The sequence below is a fragment of the Thermotoga petrophila RKU-1 genome (genome assembly GCF_000016785.1).
GTDB classification, from domain to species: domain Bacteria; phylum Thermotogota; class Thermotogae; order Thermotogales; family Thermotogaceae; genus Thermotoga; species Thermotoga petrophila.
Genome location: NC_009486.1, coordinates 834,933 through 857,458, shown reverse-complemented (window position 1 = coordinate 857,458; position 22,526 = coordinate 834,933). Strand labels below are relative to the sequence as shown.

The following is a 22,526-nucleotide window of genomic DNA, read 5'->3' as shown; positions in this document are numbered from 1 at the left end:
CAGATCACCCCACCATGTTGATCACGGTCTGTATCATCTGATCGACAGCGGTGATGACTTTGGCAGCAGCGCTGAACGCGTGCTGATACTTTATCATGTTTGCCATCTCCTCGTCGAGAGAGACTCCCTTCACTTCTTCACGGGCATTGTCGATCTCCTGTCTGAGGATTTCCGTGTTGTTCTTGAGATTGCTGGCAGTCTCCGCCTCCACACCGAGCTCCGAGACCACACCGCCGAAGAACTCGTAGAAACTCTCCTTGCCGTTCGATAATATCTTTCTGGTGTAAAGATTCTGTATGGTTTCAAGAAGCTCTGGATTGGCTCCACCCGAAGGTTTGATACTCGTCGCGTTCCAGTCGGAATTTTCCAGAGCGTATCCCACATCGACCGCGAGGTTTGCCGGGTTCGCAGCGAGAGAAGAACTCACCTCGAACTGATTGACGATGTTCAAGGGTTCATCGTACGGTGCCCTGTCGAAAGTCAGAATGTCCGCAACCTTGAAACGTTCGCTCAACGTTGTGAAATCGTCAGATTTTGAAACCAGGGTGAAGGAAGAGCTCCAGTCAAAAGTATTGGGATCACCGTCTGGATCAACAAATCCGACGGCTTCGAAAAAACCCTGCGGACCTTTTATTTCCATCATTCTGAGATCGAAATCGTAGAGTGACGACGCCCTGAAGACGAGCGAATGATGGGGCGTCAAATCCGCGAGAACTCCCGTGTTCTTTTCGTTGATCTTTTCAACGAGTGTTTCCAGAGTGTCCACAGCTGGATCTATTTCTATATCCGTGGAGTTAATAGTGATCGTGAAAGGCCTTGTTGGGTCAAAACCGGTTTGACCGTAGAAAATGTTTTCCAGAGTGTCTTTGTATTTCAGCACCTCGTAATTTCTCACGAACGCGTTAGACTCCGTGAAGAAGTCATCGTCACTCAACACCTTGACAGCTGAAGGATCGAAATTGAGCTGCTCATCTGGAACGATCACAAGCATGTTTTCTCCAGTGGATGGATCCGCGTAAATCTGCGCCCTCAGATGCGAAGAAGAATTTATGGAAGCTTCTATATTCGAAAGGTTCACCCCGGAAGAAAGATCCACGCTGATTGTTTCTGTCTGCCTTGTGCCATCTTCAAGAGTGTACTCCACGTTTATGTTGTAAACACCGGAAGACAACCCGGAAAGGTCGGATTCTTTTATGGTTATATACCCTTTTGTCTCGGTGTCGAATCCCATCTGCGATAGAGAATCCCCCAGTGAGAGGAAAAGCTTGTTCCTCAAAGAACCGGTGCTGTCCTCCAGGTAAAGTCTGTATCCTCCCGCATGTGAACCCACCCTAAGAGAGGTACCGAGCAGGTTCCACGAACCAACGAGGTCACCAATGGTCGTTCCAGCCGAGACGTTCAAAACGTTCGATGAGCCACCACCGAAAGAGAGAACGATGTCATCAGAGTTGAAGCGTCTTCCTTCTATTTCAACTTGGCTGCTTGCGGAATGAATTCCTGTTACAGTGTGGTAAGGTCCCATCTCGAGCTTTCTACTTCCTTTGATTCTGAAGATGGAAGGATCATCGCTGAAGGCCTCAATTTTCTTGAAGAAGTTGAGGTTCGTTGTCACTCCGTTCGACTCAAAACCATCCCTGTGAACAAGATTCAATGAGTCCGTTATAAAAAGCACGAATTCATCGAGTTTTCTCATGTACTTCACTATGCTGGAATCCCTCAGATCCATCAACGCTTTCAGCTTCCCATCCGAGAGAATCAACTGAGAGTTTCCAACGAAGAGCTCATGGTATCCTTTTCCGTAAGGTCTCTCCAGTGCCCTGAGTTCTCTATAAGTAGAACCGTTCAAAACGATCTGATTTCCTATCCTCAGGGTAATCTGTCCGTCCTCCGCTTCGGTGTAGTTGATATTCGCAAGATTGGAGAGCTCGTCAAGGATCCTGTCTCTTTCATCGAGAAGGTCGTTCGGTGGAGAGTTGAGCATCATGCTGGTTCTGATCTTGTTGTTGAGATCTGCCAGTCTTTTTATCATCTGGTTTATCTCGGACACTCTCTGAACGATCTCATCGTCTATATCTTCTCTGAGCTGCTCCAGTCTTCCGTAGAGATCTTTTATCTGAGAAACCATCTGTTGTGCTCTGGAAACAACCTCCGCCTTCGAGGCTGTGCTACTGGGGTCGGACATGACTTCTTTGAAAGCGTTCCAGAAGTTGTCCACAAGGCTTCTTACACCATCTTCACCTGGCTCTGCCAGAAGCTGCTCTATGAAGTGAAGGTTAGAAAGGACAGTGTCCCAGTAGTTGTATCTGTTGTTCACCTGTCTGTACTGCACGTCGAGGAAGGCATCTCTCAACCTCACAATCGTTTTAACCTTTGCACCGGTTCCCATCTGCAAGGGAAAAGAAGGCTGTGTCAGGGTAGTGAGGGGAATGGGGGGATTCGCCTCTATGACTGGTCTCTGTCTCGAGTAACCGGGTGTGCTGGCATTCGCGATGTTGTGCCCCACAACGTTCATCGCCAGCTTGTGCGCGTGTATTCCTGTGAGCGCCGTGTTGAGTATTCCAAACATGGACATATCAGGCATAATCAGGACCTCCCGGTGAACATAGAAGGACCATCTCTATCGAAGGATCCATTTCGATTGTAGGTGAGTTCATTCCTTTGAAGATTGAACACAAAATCTATGTAATTCAAATGAAAACCTATTGCCTGTTTTAACTTTTCTATCTCGAAGACCAACTTGTTCAGCGTTTCAAAGAAACTCCTTAGCTCTGAAAGCATTTCTTCATCGTCCTTGTAGATTTCCAGAAGATCGATGAGCTTTGTGCCATTTCCGTGTGATTCCAGTGAAGATTTCAATATTTCGTTGCAGGTTTCCATCGAAACGGAAAGCTCCTCAATGTGCGGCAGGATGCTTTCAAGACGTTCGAAGTCCTTATTTACAATCGCTTCCAGTTCTTCTTCCAGAAGATTTCTCATATTCTCCATGAGTCTTATCTTCTCTGTGAGAACCCTCTTCAATTCCTCTCTCATTCGGACAGCTCCTCCAGAATTTTTCGGGCAAGCCTTTCAGTATCGACGAAGTAATTTCCACTCTCTATGGCCTTTTTCAGCTCTTCTACCAGCTGCTCGCGGACAGTTGATATGTTTTTCGCCTCTTCAGCGAATTTTCTGACATCTTCGACGTGCCGAAGCTCAACATTATCGGTGCTTTCCTTTTTCCTCTTCTCCTTTGATTTTTCTACAGAAGGCTTCTTTATTCCTTCGATAGGATTTATATCTCCCGGTCCGTTTATTCTGTCTATCATTCCCTCACCTCCTTCCGTATAATATTATCGGGTGCTTTTCCGCAAACTTAAATCAGGAGGAAGAAGAGTGTCCAGCATAAAGAAAACGCTCGCTTTCTCTCTGGGAACGCTTTTCTCCCGTATCACGGGCCTCGTTCGTGATGTGATTCTCGCAAAAACTTTTGGTGCCTCTTCTACACTCGATGCTTACTACATTTCTATAGTCTTTCCATTCTTCCTTAGAAGGACCTTTGCAGAGGGTGCCATGAGCTCAGCTTTTCTGGCAATCTACAAAAAGTTGGAGAACGAGGAAGAGAAAACACAATTCACTTCGGCCGTACTCACCTCTCTCGGACTCGTCACTCTCGTTATTGTTTTTATTTCCGAAGTTTTTCCTTATTTCATGGCATCTATCTTCGCCACAGGTGCCGATGAAAAAGTGAAATCGCTGGCAGCCAATCTTATACGCCTGACAGCTCCGTTCATAACCATCGTTTTTGTGTGGGCAGTTTTTTATTCGGTACACAACGCCTCACACAGATATTTCCTTCCCGCATTGACTCCGATGTTTTCGAACGTAGGTGTGATGGTGGGATGTCTGTTTGGTGACATAAAATGGGCAGCCGCCGGATTCACGATTGGAGGCCTGGCTGCACTACTGGTTTTACTTCCCTTCGGAAAATTTCGATACAGACCAACATTCAAAGGCCTTGGAGAATTCTACAGACTCTTCTTTGGAACGTTCATGACAATGGCAGTCTCCCAGATAACCACACTGATCGACGTGAACGTTGCATCCTTTTTAGACCCGGGTTCTCTCTCTTTGATCCAACTTTCCAGCCGGCTCTACCAACTTCCACTCGGTATCTTTGGTGTCGCGGTATCCACTGTTGCACTGTCCACCCTCAGCGAAAGTGAAGGGGATTTCCACGAGAATCTGAAAGACTTCATAAGCAAAAGCCTTTTTCTGACACTTCCTTCCTCGATTGGATTGATGGTTCTTTCCGAAAGAATCATTTCCCTACTCTTCGGATATGGAGCGTTCACCTATGAAGACGTGAAAAAATCGGCTCAGATACTCTTCATGTACGCAATTGGATTGTGTTTTGTGTCTCTGTTTAACCTTTTATCCCGCGCCTACCACGCTTCGAAAGAAGTGAAAACCCCCTTCTTTGCCACTCTGCTCGTCTCTGCTGTGAACATAGCACTCGATATGATACTCGGTTTTACCATGGGAGCTTCGGGCATTGCACTTGCGACGAGTGTTTCATACATCACCGGATTCGCTTTTCTCGTTTTAAGGATGAAACCTTCCTTCGATAAAAAGATTTTCAAAATCGGCTTGTCCTCTGCTGTTATGGGAACGATGATCTTTCTACTGAACGATTCGTTCAAAGGAAATCTCGGAACGATCTTTCTGATACTGATCGGTGTGTTCGTTTATGTGTTGCTTTCGAAACTTCTGAAAATAGAAGAACTCGAAGAGATTCTCAGAAGAGGATCGCACTGAGATATCCAACGACTTCCAGTTTATCACCGGATACATCTCCGCTGGTCGCGTGTTTCAAAATCCTGGCGTTTTTGAAATTCATGTTCAAAAGGGTGGCCACTCCACCGTATCCACACATACTTATATCTTCCTTCACAAGATACTCATATAGAAGACGAGGATCTTTATTTCTTATTGCTTCCATGATATAGGAATCTTTCCTCAGGGTTGTTCTTTGATCCTCGTAGTGGTTCAGATCTGTTGAAGCTATTATCAGAACACTTGGGAACTCGGCTACGAGTTTTGTCAAAGCGTTCGCGAGATCTTCAGCAACCGCAGGGCTTTGATCCATCAGACATATGGGGACTATGGAAACGTCCCCAAACACGAACTGAAGAAACGGAATTTGAACCTCAATAGAATGCTCTCTGATATGAGACATGAAGTCTTCCTCAGCGTATCTGGAGCTGTTCAAGATGATCTCTGCTGCACGCTGATTCACCGGAACGGTTCCAAGTGGAGTTTCCCATTCACCCTCTGGCCACACACCCACAGGCCTTCCCAGGCCTGTGTGATTTGGTCCGATAATAACCACGACAGAAGGTTCGCCGAACTTAGCCACCTCGAGGAACCCCCACGCGGCAACAGGCCCACTGTAGATGTAACCAGCATGGGGAGAAACGAAGCCAATGGGACTTTGAAGCTTTGTTTCGGAAGGATCCGGCAACTCACCCGGTCCAATTCTTTTGTCGAGAAAGCAAATTCTGATTTGTTCAACGAGTTCATCTCTCCTGGAGGGATAAAAAAGGCCGGCCACGGCCGGTTTTCTTTTCATGGTTCCACCACCCTTACGGTGAGGAATATGATGAGATCTCGTTTTTCCTTATTTTCGGACTTTGTTCTGAAGAACTGTCCTATCACCGGTAAATCTCCGAGGAAAGGTAGTTTGCTCTCTGTTACATTCGTTACTTCCCTGATCAGACCTCCTATCGTTATGGTACTTCCGTTCTTCACGATGAGGTGTGTCTGAGTCTCTCGTGTTCTCTCTCCAGGCACTTCATTTATGTAGTTTCCAGGTTCGCTAGCCTTCACAAAGAGATCGAGCTCTATAGTGTCGTCACTTCGTACAAACGGTGTGATGTTGAGTTCTATACCGGTCTCGAGGAATTGCACTTCCGGAGTCCCGTCTCCATTGGTGTCCGTAACGTACGGTATTCTGTCACCTATCAGTATTCTCGCCTCTTTTCCACTGGTGGTGACGATTCTGGGACTCGCAAGAATGTCATCGAGGGTGTTTGTCTTTTGATCTGAGAACTGGAGAGAAAGATTGCTGTTCAAAATTCCTCCAAAGATCTTTTCGAAATCAAGGTAGTCGGTCACAGAGAAAGATATCCCTGCACCAGAGGACCCCACATTCACATTCCCTCCCGTCAATTCGAGACCGGCTTCTTTGCTTAGTCTGTCAATCAAAGATCTATCCACTATCTTCGCGGATATCTCTATCTGTTTCGTCGGCTTTTTCAATTTTTCTATGATATTGTCCAGTTCTTTCTTTATCGTCTCAGAAATTCCCGTTACCACCATGAAGTTGTTCAGAGAATCCACATAAACCGTTCCTCCGTAGAATTCGATCAAAGCCTTTATTTGATCGAAATTGTGCGGCACGTCGTAAACGTAACGCCTTGCAAGATCCTGTTTGGGTTTTGAGAGAACGTAAACACCGCTTTTGTTGTCAAACAAATAACCATAGTTCTGAGAGATCAGATCCACGAACTTTTCCCAAGTGATATCATCTGCCTTCATCGTGATCTTTTCCGAAGGAATGGAAACAAACATCACCGAAATTCCAAGTTCACTGGCGATTTCTGCGAGAAGATCGTAAAGCGAAACATCCTCTGCGTTTATAGTCAGCTTACCATCAGAAACCTTTACGTAATCTTTCTTTTCCTTCAAAACGATCTTTTCTTTTTCCGCTTCTACGAGTTCTACAGCTTTTTCCACCTCGTTTTCTGGTCCCTCTACGATCATCTGGCCCATGTTCGGAAAGACCGTGATCTCGACATTTCTGAGGAGTTTCTTCAAGTAAGAAGAAAGTTCGTCAGGGTTCACACCGGAAGGTATGGTGACGCTTTTCACCGCTTTCTTTTCCGATACAGCTTCTTCTTTTTTCAAGAACGTATCGAGTAGACTACTCACTCTTTCCGATTGTGAAACAGGAACTTCCACCAAGAGCAAGTTCAATTTGTCAAGATAGACAACCTGTTTGACTTCTGGAACGAGAACTTCCAGGAAGGTCTTGAATTCCTCGAAGGAAAAACCGCTCGGAACCTCTAGCATGAGTCGATCGAACACGTTTTCTTTCACTATCTTTTGGTATCTCTCGAAGAAAGAACGATACATGTTCGAAAGATCTTCGACCGCTTCTGAAGATCCCTTGAGAACCAGAAGACCCAATTGATCGAGACTGAAACAGGTAGCATCCGGATACAGTTTGCTAGAGAGATTTATAAATTCGTCAACAGGGAAGGAAGAATCCACTTCGAGGAATTCCACTTTCTCTTCTTTGCGTACTTCTCCGAGTTTTTCCACTATGTCTGAGAAGAGTTCCTTTGCCTTTTCGACATTCTCCTTTGTCCCTTCAAAGTAAACTACTCCGTCCAGTATTTCGTAAGTGATCCCGGCGCTGTTTTTCACAACTTCGAGGAGTTTCTCTTGTTCATCAATCCAGCTGGGCAACTTCACAAAGTCACGCGAGATCTCTACTTCGGAAGAGAAAATTTTCTGAAGAAGATCAGCAGCTTTTTCGACTTCTTCTCTTTCACCGATGACGACAAGCTCATTCCCTAACTCTTCTATGGATACACTGTAGAGTTGTGAAACAACGCTTTTCGCTTTATCGATCGGTACATTCTCGGATTTTTTCACGAACCTTATGATCCTTTCCTCCGAAGAAATTAACTGCAATTCTTCAGCAGCTTTCTGAACGCTTTCTTCTTCCTTTCCACTCAGCATTGCCACTTTCAGAGAAGAAAAGTACTCGAATTCAACACCGTACTTTTCCTTCATGAATCTCTTCAAATCTTCCACATTTTCAGCTTTTAAGGTAATTTTCAGAAATTGTGTGTGTTCACTCTGGAGTTTCTCCAGTTGTTCTTCAGCGTTTTCAACGGAACCATTGGCTCCCTCTATGAAGAGGAAGTTTCCTATTTTTTCTATAGAAACCCCGTACATTCTCGTTATCGCGTCTAACATTTCCTGCTGAATCTCCTTTTTCAATTCCACACTTTTCACGATGAAATTCTTTCTCCTGAGTGACAACATTTTTTTCAGAATGGGAGATATTTTCTCATAGACCGCTTTTGGAACTGAGATACCGACTTTTACATTCTCACCGTCGATGTTGAGAAACCTCAGCCTCGAATCTGGTACTCCAAGAAACTGTATCGTTTCTTTGAGAAAGTTTTCCTCACCTTTTTTGATATCCAGATAGAACATCTCACCGAGCTCCAGGTTGTTTTCCGCGATGAAATCAACCAATTCCTGCTCTCTGTCTATCGGCACCTGACATACCACCAGATTCATGTCCTTGAAAGACTGAGCATCTATTCCGAGGAGTAAAGTGATAAGCGAAGCAGCGGATTCTGGATCGTAAGCATAAAAGACGAATTTTTTAGCTGGAATCTGGACCTGTTCTTCTACAGACACCTGCTCGCGAGTTTCCAAAATCTTGATATATCTTTCCACTTTCGAAATCGTCTCAGAATCTCCCACAAGAATCACCCTGGATACCGGCTTTAAGAGGTGATACTCGAACTGATACACACTTTTGAGAGCGGTCAGGAGTTCTTCCACTCTCGCTGAATCTACCGAGAAGGAAACTTCTTTTTGCTGAAGGGGTGGAGAAACAGAAAGAAGGCTCGCCACGAGGTCATGTTCTTCCGAAGTTCCATAGACGAAGAGAACAGATTTTGACGGAAGGTAGTCTATCATGGCTTCCTGAGAAATGAGACTCTTTATCCTGTCGGCAACTGTTTGATTCTCTACTCTGTATATACCCCAGAATCTCTGAAACCTTCCGGATACTTCTTCGTATTTTCCTATGAACATAGTCCCATCCGGAAAATAAGCGTAGGCAACTTCTCCGAATGTAACGAGAAGGTCTCTCAGCGCATCTTCGGGTGTGACATCGTTCAGTTTCAAACTCGTTGTTGCACTTTTGACACTATCTGAAACGATTACGTTGAGATTCAATCTCTCAGAGAGGTACTTTACCATATCTTCAAAAGGCATGTTTTCAAAGGACACATCGATTCTTTCCTTACTTCTTGGAAATTCCATCACTATCGTCTTGTCTTCTAAACGGTAGCTTCCTGGGAATGGAACCAGCAGACTCGCGGACACCATAACTCCATTGCCAACGTTCACCACTCGTACACCTTCAACAGGACCAACACCAACGGGAACCATGAATCTGCTGATCTTCATTTGAACCCCTTTCATGAAAATGGAGAACACAGTCTTTGAAGAATTCATTTCTGCCGAAACATCTTCAACCGGTGAAGAAACCTGAATCTTTATGATCACTCGATCATTCTCTATCTTAGGAAGTACCCCTACGAGCTCTGCAGAGAACAACACACTGAACATCAACATGACAAGAATAAGAAGTATTCTCCTCACAGATACCACCCCTCCTCATCTTATTGAAAAAAATCTACCATTTTCCACGTCGAGAACCAGAACACCGAGACTCGAAACGTAGGTGACCACATAATTTCCAAAAGATGGGCTCTCGCCCGACACCTCAAAGAGTTTTTCCCCATCGGAGAGGAATATTTTTAACCCGTCAACCGTTCTTATGAAACCCAGGAATCGATACTTCAGAGGAGGAAGCGTCACGATCAGAGTGTCGGCTGCCTCTTTCCCAAAGCTGAGCGTCACGGGATTGAAAACCCTGTACGAGAATTCTGGAGGATTTTCCTGAGCCGTTTTCTTGAGCAAGGGGTTGATCTGTATTTTGTTCACCAGCGCCGTAAAATCCGTTGGCCTTTCCACCTGAAGAGTTCCGGACTCCCTGTTGCCAGCGAACAAATAGAAAAGAACAAATGACCACACAACCCCCATAATTACGAGAAGAATCACCGTTCTTCGGTTCATTGTTTCACCCTTTCTAATTCAAGGGTGATCTTCACACTGGGTTGAGATATTGGGGTACCGAAGAAATTGATCGGTATAACTCTTTTCGCATCAATGGTCAAGGTCTTCACTGTCACCCTTCGTGTCTCAGCAAGTTCCTTTAAGAGATCTTCAACTTCTTCAACACTGATTTCTTTTTCGGTGAAATTGTATTGAAACTCAGGTGTACTCATGATCGTCTTTATTATTTCCTCGTATTCCCTTTGCTTCAAGGTGAAAACCTTGAAAGCAGGTGCCAGGTTTTGAAGTTTCTGTTCCAGTTTTTTGGTGTTGGACATGAAGATCACAAAATCTGGCACCACAAGTCCAAAGACCAGCACGAGGAGAGTCAAAACAGCGAACCAGATAGCGAACTTTCTGTTTATTCCCCTCACTTTCCCACCGCCTTGTACTCAAGCCTGTACTTTCTCAGATAAAAACCTTCCGGTAGTTTTTCTTCAAACAGGAGACTTGTACTCACATTCGAGTTTTGAAAAGTACTACTTACAACGTTTTTGGAAACTTCGTAAAACTCAACAATGGCTTTTTCTTGAGAGAAATCAAGATAGCACAGAGTTCGATTTTGATCTTCAAAAATGTTCAGCAAAACCTTCAAAAAATCTTCCCATTTCTTCCTTTTGTCAAGGAAAGCATTCAGTTGATTGACTCTCACTTCCAATGATTTTATTTGGTTCATAAAAACGCTTTCCACACGGGAGATTTCCTCCAGATTTTTGGAAGAATCTTTCGAAAGCTTCACAGAATACGCTCTCAAAACCTCGGAGTAATCACTTTGCAGTCTTTCTATCATTTGCTCTTTCGCATAACTAAAGTAGATATTAAAGGAAACAGGAGGAAGCAACATGACGACCAACAGTACCAGAAAAGTAGATAACTTTACCTTTCGTTTCTTAAACGGATAGATGTTTAACTTTTCCAATTTCCCTGCCCCCCCTTATCATCAAACCAAGGGTTCCTAAGGATACACCAGGTTTAAAAGAAGGAACGATTCCTTGCTTCAACGCTACTCCCTCGAACTTTTCCAGCGTCTGAGAAAGAACTGGTGAAAGGATTGGGGGATCAACGATGTAGAAGAACTGATCGACCCTGCTCAGATTAACTTCATCCAAAGACACTTTGACTTCTCTGTCGAGTTCAATCAGGAAATCACCAAAATATGGTTGTAAAAAGTCAAGATCTACATTCACTGTTCCTTCCATCAATTCCTTGGGCTGAACTCCCGTGTTCTCCACCACAATGTCCATATAGTCCCAGAACATCGAAAAAAGCAACCTGAGAGAACGATAGTGGTTGTTCTCGAGAACAACTATGGAATAATAGTCACTCAAGAAAGAAATCACCGTAAGAACACTGGTTCCTTTCAAACGCTTCCCAAAATAGAATTCGAACACTTCAAGATATTTAACGATATCGGGAATAACCACATCCGTTTCTGGGAACTCTTTTTTCATGAGGTCTGTTACAAAACTCTTCACCTGGTCAACCTTTGAAACAAAAAACAATCCCTCACCACCGTGAATATCCAGAGGAGCAACAACAAGCTGTTCAGGGAGTATACCAAGATTTCTTGATATTTCCATCGTGGCATACTCTACAGCATTTTGCCTGTTCAACGTAGGAGGAACTTTTATATTCATCACCAGCACGTTCTCCATGGACACGTTCGCAACGACTATATCTTCAAGATCTTTTTTCACGTTTCTTGAAAGATTCAGTATAATTTCATCTGATTTCTCCTCATCTGTTATTTCCAGAAGAGATAATTTGTGATCTAACAGCTTCAATTTGGACCCTCTCATTCTCGCACGGGATATCTCCACACAATGTGAACACCAATTCAGGGAAAGGATATCATTGTAGAAAAGCTGCAAGCTATCTCCCCCCGTACAATCTCATTCTGCCAGTGACTGGTTCCACGGTGATCCACCACCCATCTCCATAGACAGTACCTGCTGTGGAGACAAACCCATTTTTGAAAGTGATGTCTTCTCCATCTACAGCCGTTTTGGAGAGAAAAGTGAATGGAAATTCATAGATTTTCTTTTCATTCTTATGAGGATCGTAAGTTACTATTTTCCCATTATCTTCTATTATCAAAAGTCCGTTTCTGGATGTTCTTTCAATCATTCTAATCGCCATGATCTTAAAAGCAACAGCCTGATGATCTTTTCCCAGCTTGAACATCAGAGTCGGTATGAAAAATCCCATTATCATCAATGAAATAGCGATGACTATGAGAACTTCGATAATGTTCATCCACCTATACTCCTCTGAAGCTGAAATACCGTGGTGTATATCGAATACGCGAGGAAAGCCACAAATCCACCAACACCTGCTATCAATAGAGGCTCTACCAGAGAAACAAGCTGCTTCACACTGTTTTTCACTATGTCCTCGTAGAAGTCGGCCACTCTTTCCATCACTTCGTCGACTTTTCCAGTCTCTTCTCCTGTTCCGATCATCTCATAAATCAACTGTGGAAAAACTCCACTTTCTGCAAAAGTATCTCGAAGGGTTTTCCCTTCGGATATCTTCCGAACCATTTCTTCGGTTTTTCTGATAATGGAAGGTGAACTGGAAGCCTGAGCGGCCATCTTTATGGCATCGGTTATTCTGACACCGCTTCCCACAAGAATTCCCAGTGTTCTGGCGAATCGTTCGAGCCCCATGTTCTGTCTGAGCTTCCTGACAGGTGGAAAAATAAAGGATAGATATTCCTTTATGTAAACACCGTATCTTGATTTCATCAAAACGAAAATACCGGCTATGATACCCACCACAAGCACCGAGAACCACGGCCAGTTTTCACTCAAAAATTCGTTGGCTTTTAGAAGAGATTGAATCGTGGGTGAGAGTGGAATAGAAGTTCCAAAAGCCCTGACGAGGTTGGGGAGTATGTAAAAACTGATCACAAGTACGATTACCACTGCAAAGAAGAGAACAAAGAGAGGATAAGCCATGGCGGATTTTACCTCATCCTGAAGCCTTTTCATACTTTCGTAAAAGTCCGCAGCCCTCTTCAGGGTTCTGTCAAGGACTCCACCTTCTTCTCCTGCTTCTAACATACTGATCAAAACACTGTCGAAAACACCTGTTTTTCTGAAAGCTTCTGCTAAAGAATCCCCTGTTTCAACGCTGAGAGCGATTTCCAGTATAACTTTTCTGAAACGCTTTGAAAAAACCGTCTGACGAGCCAGAATGTTCAACGCTTCTTTTATCCTTATACCGGCCGAAATCATTATGGAAAGCTGTCGGCAGAACGTGGCTATTTCGCTGATTGAAATCTGAAAGAACGGCGAACTTTTCTTTGGATTTTTTTTCTCCTCCACACGAACAACCATCAATCCTCTCTCAGAAAGGATCGATATCGCCTTCAACTTGTTCTCTGCCTCTATGACCCCCGTTATCTTCTTACCGCTCCCCTCCACGGCCACGTATTTGTAAAAAGGCATATCAGGCGATCATCCCCTTTATCCTGAGAAGTTTTACCACGTGCTGTTTCTCCTGCTCTATAATACCTTTAACAAGGGATCTTGCTTTTTCATTCTTCAAGAGCTCTAAAATTTCGTAATAAAAGATGATGGTTTCCTTTTCAACCGATATGGAAAAATCTACTGCTTCCTCGACAGACTTCTCTTTCAGATATTTTTCCATAACTTCAGGAGATGGAAAGAATCTTCCCTCCACAAAGCTTTTGAGATACTCTTCGGCATCTTCCATGTCGAGGTAAGTCTCCTCTTCGGCTCCCACTTCTTCTCCGATCTTTTCAAAGGTTCTGGCATGTTCGGCTTCCTGCCTGGACATGTAAGAGAAAAATTCCTTTATGTCCGGCTGAGTGAAACGCTCGGCAATTTTTCTGTAAAACTCTTCTCCCTCTTTCTCTACTCTTACTGCTATGTTCAGCAATTCCTTTGCAGAAAACATGCTCACACCTCCTTGATGAAATTATAAAACATCTCTTTTAAAATTTGAACTTTTTCTATTTTCATAACTTTCTCTCTGAATCTCCTTGCGCCTTTCAAATCTTTTGTATAACCTGCCAGAAACTTTCTCATTTCCACAACTGCTTTTCTTTCACCCTTCGTCTTTATCAACAATTCGAGATGTCTTTCGAACGTTCTAAGAATTTCTTCCCGGGACGGTTCAGAGTACCTTCCGCTTCGGAGGAAATCCTTTATCTGTTTGAAAATCCAAGGCCTTCCTATCGCGCCTCTCGCTACCAGAAGGCCATCACATCCGCTTTCTTCCAGAGCCCTTTTGGCGTCTTCTGGGGTGAAAACATCACCACTCACAAAGGTAGGAACTCTCTTTTCCAGAACACTCAACGCCTTCCATTCAGCCTTCCCAGTGAAACCCTGAACCACCGTTCTCGTGTGAATGAATACCTCATCCACTCCTTCCTCAACGAGTATTCGATATATCTCCTCGACTTCATTTTTCTCCCATCCAAGGCGAGTTTTCACAGAAAATTTGCCAGAAACACTCTTTCTGAGCTCCCTCACAATGTATCGAAAATGTCTCAAATCTTTCAACAAAGCTCCGCCTGCTCCTTTTTTTACAACTTTTCTCACAGGACAACCAGCGTTCAAATCTATCCACTTGTACTTTTCAGAGAGAATCCTCGCTGCCTCAGAAAGTTCGCTCGGTTCGCTTCCAAAGATCTGGACCGCCACGTTTCTTTCATGTGGTTGTGGTAAGAGTTCTTCTGTCTTCTGAGAATTCATGAGAAAACCCTTTGCACTCACCATTTCAGAGAACGCAAAATCCGCACCCCATTCGAAAGCCAGAGTGCGGAATGCCGAATCAGTGTATCCTGCCATCGGCGCAAGACCGACTTTAAGCTCCATAGAAAACCTCCACTTCCTCCCTGATCTCCTCTGGTACGAACCCTTTCAAAGTCTTCCCAATTCTGGCCCTTTCACGAATCTCCGTAGAAGAAATTTGAACGATAGGCATATCCAGAAACACAATCTCGCTCAGATCTCCTAATACTCTCCTGGCGTGCTCATGATAAGGTTTCCCGCAGTACCTCGGATAAACAACCAGGGTGGATTTTTCCAGGATATCGCGGTATCTGTACCATTTCTCAAAGTAAGAAAGCGCATCTTCGCCAACGATAAAGAACGGTTTTGTCTTGTAGATCTCTGAAAAATACTCTATTGTGAAGATAGAGTAAGAAACGCCTCCTCTCCCTTTCTCATAATCACTCACTTCCACCTTTTCCATTCCTTCGAAAACTTTTTTCAACCACTCGAATCTCTTTTCAAAGGGGGCGACCGTTTTCTTGTGCGGCGGATTGAAAACGGGTACAACGATCAACCGATCCAGATCGAGAATTTCAAGCGTATAGACACTCACAAGTACATGACCGGTATGAATGGGATCGAACGAACCTCCAAATATACCTATTCTATTCCCTGTATTCAAACTCGAAGTCTCCGATCCTGACAACATCCCCTTCCTTCACCCCGGCTTCCTTCAACTTATTGTTTAGACCGTTTTTCTCCAGAACCTGTAAAAGCATCAATCTCGCATCCCTCTGATTCAGGTCGAATCTCTCTATCCAGACTCTAAGGTTCTCTCCTTCAACCACCCAGTATCCCTCATCTTCTTTGACAACTTCTAAATGGAACTTCTCAGGAAGCCTCCTCCAGACAGGTGAAGGCTTCACGAATCTTTCTTCTTTTCTCTCTGGTTTCTCCACCTTCATTTCCCTGACGATGGAGGCCAGCTTCGAAACGAGCAGATCTATTCCCTCACCTGTCACAGCAGAGACAGGGATCACCTCTCGGTCGGTAGCATCTCTCAGTCTCTTCAGAATCTTCTCCAATTCTTCTTTACCAATAAGGTCTATCTTGTTTGCAACCACTATCTCGGGTTTCTCCAAAAGGAATGGAGAATACTTCTTCATTTCTTCTCTTATGACGAAGTAATCTCTCACCGGATCTTCCCTCTCATAGCCACTCACATCGATCACATGGGCTATCAAGTAGCACCTTTCAACGTGCCTCAAAAATACGTTTCCGAGACCTACACCCTCACTTGCACCTTCGATGAGACCGGGAATGTCCGCTACCACAAAGCTGAAGTCATCGTATTTCACCACTCCCAGATTAGGTATGAGTGTTGTGAACGGATAATTCGCTATTTTGGGTCTTGCGTTGCTGATGCGCGATATGAGGGAAGACTTTCCCACGTTCGGGTATCCAACGAGTCCAACATCTGCCAGTATCTTCAGTTCAAGTTCGAGCCATCTGGACTCACCTTTCTCGCCGCGTTCTGCTATCAAAGGAGCCTGCTTTGTGGATGTTGCAAAATGGGCGTTCCCTCTTCCGCCCTTTCCACCGCGCGCCACACACACGATTTTTCCCGGTTCGTTCAGATCAGCGATGATCTCTCCGGTAACGGCGTCTTTGACCACAGTTCCTACCGGCACGTCTATGAAAAGATCCTTACCGTTTCTTCCTTTCATTTTCTTTCCCATGCCGTGTTTTCCGTTTTCCGCCACGAATTTTCTTTTGTTCACAAATTCTATCAGTGTGGAAACAGAAGGATTGGCCCTGAGGAAGACGAACCCTCCATCGCCGCCGTCTCCACCATCAGGACCGCCCTTTGGAACGTATTTCTCTCTTCTGAAGCTCACACAACCGTTTCCTCCGTCACCGGCTTTCACGAAGATTTTCACTCTGTCAACAAAATCCGCTCTCTCTATGTTCAACTCGAGACCCTCCTGAACATCTTTTCAATCGCGTCTATCTTTTTCAAAAGATCCAGATTTTCCAGTTCCTCCAATGCATCTCTTATCGAGACCTTTTCCTTTTTGAAAATGTTCAGATTTATAAGGAGATCAACCGTTCCTTCTGTTGTCTCCAGTTGTTTAGCCAGTGAAGCCTTGAATCTGTCCTTGTATTTAGAGATTTCATGGAATGGAGGAAGACGGAAATTCTTTCCATAGTGTATCCTATCCCCGATCGGCGAAAGCTCCAGGAAGACCTCTCCCGCTGTTTCTTTTAGGAAACTATAAAGGAAAATCGTTTCCAACCTGCTCAGGTTAAACGTCTTGAAGAAATTTCTCGGTTTGATATGAACCTTTGGAGCTTTTGAAGGCTTGGGAAATTTCATTCTTTCCAGTTCATTCAACACTTCCGATTTCATAGCACCGGCTGCCACCGAAAAGATCAATCCACCACCAATTTCCAGGAAGATCTGTGGGGGAAGCGCCAGCACTTTATGAACTGCCTCCAGAAGGATTTCCGCTTTGTCAGAGGTTCCCCAGATCTTGAGTTTAGAGAATTCTGCATCAATGTGCTTTGAAACATCGAAGTATTCGGGAAGTTCTTTCTTCAGAATTCCCACAAGGTCATCGAAGGTTCTCAACAGAGAACCTCGTAATTCAGGTGGTTCGTGTCTCCAGCCAATGTTGAAAACCATCGAAAAACAAAAGCTCTTCAGTGGTTTTCCTTCGAATATCAACTCCATTCCTTCCAACTCCTCATTATCTCATCGAAGTTGTACCCTTTCAATTCTGCTCTTTTTCTGACAAACTCGAGGAATTCTTCCTCACTCATCGTTTTTACTTTCAACATCTTCGCTTTTTCGTACTTGGAACCGGGATTTTCACCCACTATGAGATAGTCCGTGTTCCTGCTCACAGAGTTGACGACTTTCGCTCCCAGCTTCTCGAAAAACTCTACTATTTCTTCTCTCGTAAAGTTCTTCAAGGTACCTGTCACGGCGAAAGTCAATCCCTTCAGAATATCGAGTTTCATAACTCTCTCTTCGAGTTTCACTCCAGCTTTTTTGAGTTTTTCAATGATTTCCCTTGTTTTTGGATTTCGGAAGTACTCAACGATGCTCTTTGCGATTTCTGGACCGATTCCCGGTATGTCCTTCAGTGTTTCATAAGAAGCATCTGCGATTGCTTCCAGGGATTTGAAATGTTCCGCGAGGATTTTCGCCGTCTTCTGACCTACCATGGGAATTCCAAGACCCGTTATCAGTTTATGGAGCGGCCTCTTCTTCGCCTCTTCTATCTCTTGGAGAATCTTAGCTATCGTTCGCTGACCGATCCCCGGTCCAAGCTGAGCGAGATCGAAAGGAGTGAGGTAGAAGATATCCGCTATATCCTTTACAAGGCCAGCATCGACCAATCTGTCTATCAACTTCTCCCCGAGTCCTTCAATATCGAGAGCCTCTCTGGAAACCAGAGTCCTCAAAGCCCTCTTCAGTTTGGCAGGACAATGCGGGTTTAGACACCTGAGAGCAACCTCTTCGGGATCCAACTTTCCTACTTTCCCGCCGCAGACAGGACACTTATCGGGTGGTTTTATTTCCTTTTCGCTTCCGGTTCTCAATTCCGGTATCGATTTGACTATTTGAGGAATGATTCCACCGGCTTTTTCCACAAAGACATAGTCTCCTATCCTGATATCTTTTTCTCTTATGTACTCGAAATTGTGCAGCGAAGCTCTCTTCACAATCGTTCCAGCGAGCTGAACGGGTTCGAGCTCGGCAACGGGTGTGAGAACACCTGTTCGTCCAACCTGGATGGTGACATCCAGCACCCTGGTTCTTGCCTGCTCAGCGGGAAATTTGAATGCGATAGCCCATCGCGGTGCTTTCGATGTTTCGCCGAGAATTCTCTGGAAATCGAATCTGTTCACCTTCACCACAACGCCATCAACCCAATAATCCAGCTCCTTCTTTCTTTCTTCCCACTCCCTCCAGTAATCGATCACTTCCTGAATGTTTTTACACAGTTTAGAGTGTGGATTCACCTTGAAACCGAGTTCTTTCAGAAACTGGAGAGCTTCCCATTGTGTCTTCAAACCGTAGTTTTCGGGATGAACCACATAGTAGATGAACGAATCCAGACGCCTTGCCGCAACGAGTGCCGTGTTCAACTGCCGAAGCGTTCCTGCAGCGGCATTCCTCGGATTGGCAAAAGGAGGTAGTCCTTCTTCTTCTCTTTCATCGTTCAACCTTTTGAATTCATCCACAGGCATGTATATTTCCCCTCTCACTTCTACGGTGACGGGCTTTCTCAGACGAAGTGGAATACTGCGTACGGTCTTCACATTCTCAGAGACATCCTCTCCTTCTATCCCATCTCCCCGTGTCGCTCCCAAGACGAACTTTCCGTTCTCATATCTGAGAGCTATGGAAACGCCGTCTATCTTCAGCTCGGCAACGTACTCGACTTCTGCCTCCTGAAGAGTTTTTTTAACACGCCGATCGAATTCGAGAATCTCTTCTTCGTTGTACGTGTTATCCAGACTCAACATAGGAACGGAATGCTTTACCGTTTTAAAACCTTCGAGTACCTTTCCCCCTACCCTCTGAGTTGGCGAATCCGGTGTAACCAGTTCTGGATACATCCTTTCCAGTTCAATGAGCCTTCTCATGAGTTTGTCATATTCCTCGTCCGTAATAACTGGATCGTTCAAAACGTAGTATCTGTAGTTGTGATACTCGATCTCCTCTCTGAGCCTTTCCACTTCTTCAATTACTTCCTTTGGGATCTTTCTCTCACTCATTCTTGATCACCCCTTGTCTATAGTATAATCCCGAATGGGGAGTTGAGACGATGAAAAAATGGATTTTTCTGTTCTTGTTATTTCTGGTTGTACCCGTTCTTTCCCTTGCCATCGATTTAGAAAATGTCACCGCACAGTTTCAAAAGCTGGTGGAAGATTACGAAAGTGGATCCCCGCAGGATCCATTCGTGAGTTATGTAAAAGAAAACATCCCTCAACTTCAAAAGTACAGAATCTTTCGAAGATTTCTTGCAGGAAGTGTGGAAAAAACTGAATTTGCAAAAACACCGGGTGACTACCTTTTCGTGCTCTATCAAAGCTGGAAAGAAACCAACTGGGAAAGAAAACTCTCCAACGTTCTTTTCCTCTCTTACTTTCAGTCCACGATGTCCGGCTCAAAGCCTTCAGAGAGTGTCCTGAAAAATTCTCCTGCCTTCAATTCCTTCTTTGCCGAATACAGAATGTTCGTTCGCTCCAACGCGTTGAACTTGATTAGATGGATCTTAGCCTACTACACAGGAGGAACAAACACTCCCCCACCTGTTGAATTCAACCTTGGCATCAGAAAATTAGGGTTCTCTTTCAATGTGAATCATGATGTTCATCCAGATATTTTGAAACTCCTACCTGAAGATCTGGAAACAAAATTAAAAGAAGCGATCGAGGAAATCGCCTCTTCGAAAAACCAGGCCGAGTACACTCGAAACATAAACAGGCAGGCAAGTCTTCTATGGAAAGAATTCGAAAGTAATATCTCTGCGCTTCAGAACGAAGTAGCGGACGTTTTTGAAAACACCTCACCATCGATCTCCAACTTCTGGTGGATCCGGTTTGTCGTCTACGGAATTCTTCTGGTGATTTTCCTGAGAAAGTATCGAACGATACTGCAGTTCATCATCGCCGCAGAGATTCTGTTCATCTGGGCGACAAAATCGTTGTATCTCAACACCGTTGAAAATATGATCTTTTCAACAGTTGTCGTTTTCATGTTCATCTTTTTCAATTTTATCCTCCTTGTCAGAAGAAGGTATCTTTATCCACTGCTCTCACTGATATTTGTTTTCCTCCTTTTCATTCCGTCGTACATCTCAATCAGGGAGATGGGTATGGATAGTGCTTTTGAGAACTCACCGTATTACGATCAACTGAAAGTTGAGATATTTGAAGATCCTGACTCACACGTAAAAACGGCTATCAGAAGAATGAACACGATCGCTCTTTCAAGCAAAGAACACACAAAGCAAATAGTGGAAACCCTTGGATCTTTACCGGAAGAACTGCTAAAAATCGAAGCTCTAAAATCGATAGAATCCACTAAAAACGGCATTTTCCTTCAGCTGAATGATCGCTCAAAATTCTTCACCACAGCCGGGTTCGAAGACAGATTGAATTTAACCGGTAAAATCGAAGGCGATCTGAGTGATTACCTCTCACAGGAAAAATCCAGGTATAGAAAGTACAAAAGAGAAATCAAATCACTGGACCAATTTGTAGAAAGGATCACCTCGTACACTTCCGAAAAATTCTCACAGGATTTCGAAAGAGAACTGACAAACACCATTGAAAGGTACCCACTCATTGAAGGTGTTTCTTTCTCCTATTCAACGGAGAAAAGGTATCTCTCGCTGAAACCTTATCGCACCGTGAATGGATTGATCGGCATCTTCACTTTCTTTTTGCTTTTCTTCTCCGCTGTTCTTGGAGGAAGATATCTGATCTTTCCCGCAGCAGCGACTCTGTTCACCTCCATCCTTTCGATGATCAAATGGAAACACCTCGAAGTTTTCGTTGAAAGCGGAATTTTCCCTCTGATCATCGAAACTTCGTCCACTCACACCTTCCACATCGAAGTGTTTTTGATATTCGTTTCTCTGTTTCTTCTCTATAAAAACTTCATGAAAAGGAGGGTGAAAGCATGAAAAAGTTTCTCGTGATTTCTTTGATGATTTTCGCGGTTGCTCTGTTTGGTTTCAAAGTCATCATGGTGACGGACGTCGGGGGACTCGGTGACAAATCCTTCAACGATGGAACGTGGGCAGGAGTAAAGCAAGCTGCAGAAGAACTCGGAATAGAAGCGAAAGTGATACAATCTTACGAGCAGTCCGACTACATACCGAACCTCAGCAAAGCAGCGGAAGAAGCTGATCTCGTGTTCGCTGTTGGTTTCATGATGACGGATGCCCTCTTTAAAGTGGCAAAGCAATATCCGGACACGTACTTTGTGGGAATAGACATCACGCCTCCCGAGGGCCAGATTCTCCCGAACGTACTCACATTCACCTTCAAAGAACAGGAAGCCGCCTTCCTGGTAGGTTACGTGGCGGCCGCCATGACGAAGACCGGAACGGTTGGATTCGTCGGAGGAATTCCGATACCTCCTGTGGAAAGGTTCAGATACGGTTACGAGGCCGGTATAAAGACTTACTCGGTTCTCCACAAAAAGAACGTGAAGATCTTGAGAGGCTACACACAGGACTTCGAAGATCCGAAGAAGGGTAAGGACCTCGCCATGTCCCAGTTTGCGGAAGGAGCCGATATTGTGTTCCACGCCTCCGGCGCCTGTGGAAACGGCGTTATAGAAGCTGCCAGGGAGAAATTCTCAGCACTGGCCGGTTCTGACAAACTCGTTGACCTTATAGATTACTACACGACGAACGGAAAAGGATTCTTCGCCATAGGAGTGGACATGGATCAGGATTACATGGCTCCCGGTGCAGTTCTGACGAGTGCCATGAAGAGAGTGGACGTTGCGTCTTATTACGGAGTTGTCTGGGCTTACGAGGGAACGTTCGAAGGTGGACACAGGGTTCTTGGAATCTCCGAAGATGCAGTTGGAATAAGTCCTATGAAGTACACGAAAGGACTCGTTCCCAACAGAGTCATAGCCGAACTCCTTTACCTTGAAAAATTGATGAAAGAAGGCACTCTGAAAGTCCCAGAGACTCAGGAAGAACTCGATGCTTTTGAAGTGCCACAAATCGAATTCCCATTCTGAGGGGGAGTCCTCCCCCTCTTTTCAGG

20 protein-coding genes are annotated in these 22,526 nt (G+C 44.5%); 3 read left to right on the top strand and 17 right to left on the bottom strand.

Annotated elements, in window-relative coordinates:
* Positions 1-4 precede the first annotated feature (4 nt).
* The 3 genes from flgK to flgM are packed head-to-tail and all read right to left on the bottom strand — an operon-like array spanning position 5 to position 3,305.
* A complete protein-coding gene (gene flgK, locus TPET_RS04305; protein WP_011943427.1) occupies positions 5-2,581 on the bottom strand; it encodes a flagellar hook-associated protein FlgK in 2,577 nt (858 codons plus the stop codon).
* Positions 2,582-2,583: 2 nt separating this feature from the next.
* Positions 2,584-3,030: a flagellar protein FlgN gene (locus TPET_RS04300; RefSeq protein ID WP_011943426.1), complete on the bottom strand. Its 447-nt coding sequence runs from the start codon at positions 3,028-3,030 to the stop codon at positions 2,584-2,586.
* Positions 3,027-3,305 carry a flagellar biosynthesis anti-sigma factor FlgM gene (gene flgM, locus TPET_RS04295; protein WP_011943425.1) on the bottom strand — a complete coding sequence of 93 codons (279 nt, stop codon included), beginning with the start codon at positions 3,303-3,305 and terminating at the stop codon, positions 3,027-3,029. Before flgM ends, TPET_RS04300 begins: the two co-directional genes overlap by 4 nt.
* A 67-nt stretch (positions 3,306-3,372) precedes the next feature.
* Here flgM and murJ point away from each other — a divergent pair, with 67 nt between their 5' ends.
* The gene (gene murJ, locus TPET_RS04290) at positions 3,373-4,794 is read left to right on the top strand and encodes a murein biosynthesis integral membrane protein MurJ (RefSeq protein ID WP_011943424.1); all 1,422 of its coding nucleotides are present in this window, start codon (positions 3,373-3,375) and stop codon (positions 4,792-4,794) included.
* Here murJ and amrB read toward each other — a convergent pair.
* The 14 genes from amrB to ligA are packed head-to-tail and all read right to left on the bottom strand — an operon-like array spanning position 4,775 to position 19,505.
* Positions 4,775-5,608, bottom strand: a complete 834-nt coding sequence (gene amrB, locus TPET_RS04285; protein WP_011943423.1) for an AmmeMemoRadiSam system protein B — start codon at positions 5,606-5,608, stop codon at positions 4,775-4,777. The genes murJ and amrB overlap by 20 nt on opposite strands.
* On the bottom strand, positions 5,605-9,453 hold the full coding sequence (locus TPET_RS04280; protein ID WP_011943422.1) for a type II secretion system protein GspD: 3,849 nt from the start codon (positions 9,451-9,453) through the stop codon (positions 5,605-5,607). The genes amrB and TPET_RS04280 overlap by 4 nt, the downstream gene beginning before the upstream one ends.
* A gap of 15 nt (positions 9,454-9,468) precedes the next feature.
* Positions 9,469-9,930, bottom strand: a complete 462-nt coding sequence (locus tag TPET_RS04275; RefSeq protein ID WP_011943421.1) for a hypothetical protein — start codon at positions 9,928-9,930, stop codon at positions 9,469-9,471.
* Positions 9,927-10,343 carry a hypothetical protein gene (locus TPET_RS04270; protein WP_011943420.1) on the bottom strand — a complete coding sequence of 139 codons (417 nt, stop codon included), beginning with the start codon at positions 10,341-10,343 and terminating at the stop codon, positions 9,927-9,929. The genes TPET_RS04275 and TPET_RS04270 overlap by 4 nt, the downstream gene beginning before the upstream one ends.
* The gene (locus TPET_RS04265) at positions 10,340-10,888 is read right to left on the bottom strand and encodes a hypothetical protein (RefSeq protein ID WP_011943419.1); all 549 of its coding nucleotides are present in this window, start codon (positions 10,886-10,888) and stop codon (positions 10,340-10,342) included. Before TPET_RS04265 ends, TPET_RS04270 begins: the two co-directional genes overlap by 4 nt.
* Positions 10,860-11,840, bottom strand: a complete 981-nt coding sequence (locus tag TPET_RS04260) for a hypothetical protein (RefSeq protein ID WP_011943418.1) — start codon at positions 11,838-11,840, stop codon at positions 10,860-10,862. Before TPET_RS04260 ends, TPET_RS04265 begins: the two co-directional genes overlap by 29 nt.
* Position 11,841: 1 nt before the next feature.
* The gene (locus TPET_RS04255; protein WP_011943417.1) at positions 11,842-12,225 is read right to left on the bottom strand and encodes a hypothetical protein; all 384 of its coding nucleotides are present in this window, start codon (positions 12,223-12,225) and stop codon (positions 11,842-11,844) included.
* Complete coding sequence (locus tag TPET_RS04250) at positions 12,222-13,421, bottom strand: type II secretion system F family protein (RefSeq protein ID WP_011943416.1); 1,200 nt, start codon at positions 13,419-13,421, stop codon at positions 12,222-12,224. The genes TPET_RS04255 and TPET_RS04250 overlap by 4 nt, the downstream gene beginning before the upstream one ends.
* 1 nt (position 13,422) lies before the next feature.
* On the bottom strand, positions 13,423-13,893 hold the full coding sequence (locus TPET_RS04245; RefSeq protein WP_011943415.1) for a ferritin-like domain-containing protein: 471 nt from the start codon (positions 13,891-13,893) through the stop codon (positions 13,423-13,425).
* Between the two features lie 2 nt (positions 13,894-13,895).
* Positions 13,896-14,816 (bottom strand): tRNA dihydrouridine synthase DusB, encoded by a 921-nt coding sequence (gene dusB / locus TPET_RS04240; protein ID WP_011943414.1) that lies wholly within the window; start codon positions 14,814-14,816, stop codon positions 13,896-13,898.
* Positions 14,806-15,423, bottom strand: a complete 618-nt coding sequence (gene nadD / locus TPET_RS04235) for a nicotinate (nicotinamide) nucleotide adenylyltransferase (protein WP_048810866.1) — start codon at positions 15,421-15,423, stop codon at positions 14,806-14,808. The genes dusB and nadD overlap by 11 nt, the downstream gene beginning before the upstream one ends.
* A complete protein-coding gene (gene obgE / locus TPET_RS04230) occupies positions 15,380-16,687 on the bottom strand; it encodes a GTPase ObgE (RefSeq protein WP_011943412.1) in 1,308 nt (435 codons plus the stop codon). Before obgE ends, nadD begins: the two co-directional genes overlap by 44 nt.
* Positions 16,684-17,448 carry a hypothetical protein gene (locus TPET_RS04225; protein ID WP_011943411.1) on the bottom strand — a complete coding sequence of 255 codons (765 nt, stop codon included), beginning with the start codon at positions 17,446-17,448 and terminating at the stop codon, positions 16,684-16,686. The genes obgE and TPET_RS04225 overlap by 4 nt, the downstream gene beginning before the upstream one ends.
* Complete coding sequence (ligA, locus tag TPET_RS04220) at positions 17,439-19,505, bottom strand: NAD-dependent DNA ligase LigA (RefSeq protein ID WP_011943410.1); 2,067 nt, start codon at positions 19,503-19,505, stop codon at positions 17,439-17,441. Before ligA ends, TPET_RS04225 begins: the two co-directional genes overlap by 10 nt.
* A 50-nt stretch (positions 19,506-19,555) precedes the next feature.
* On the opposite strand from ligA, the gene TPET_RS04215 reads away from it, so the two are divergent.
* Together TPET_RS04215 and TPET_RS04210 are read left to right on the top strand one after the other, a co-directional pair.
* Positions 19,556-21,424, top strand: coding sequence for a hypothetical protein (locus TPET_RS04215; RefSeq protein WP_011943409.1), 1,869 nt, complete (start codon positions 19,556-19,558; stop codon positions 21,422-21,424).
* Positions 21,421-22,500 (top strand): BMP family lipoprotein, encoded by a 1,080-nt coding sequence (locus TPET_RS04210; RefSeq protein ID WP_011943408.1) that lies wholly within the window; start codon positions 21,421-21,423, stop codon positions 22,498-22,500. Before TPET_RS04215 ends, TPET_RS04210 begins: the two co-directional genes overlap by 4 nt.
* Positions 22,501-22,526: the final 26 nt, after the last annotated feature.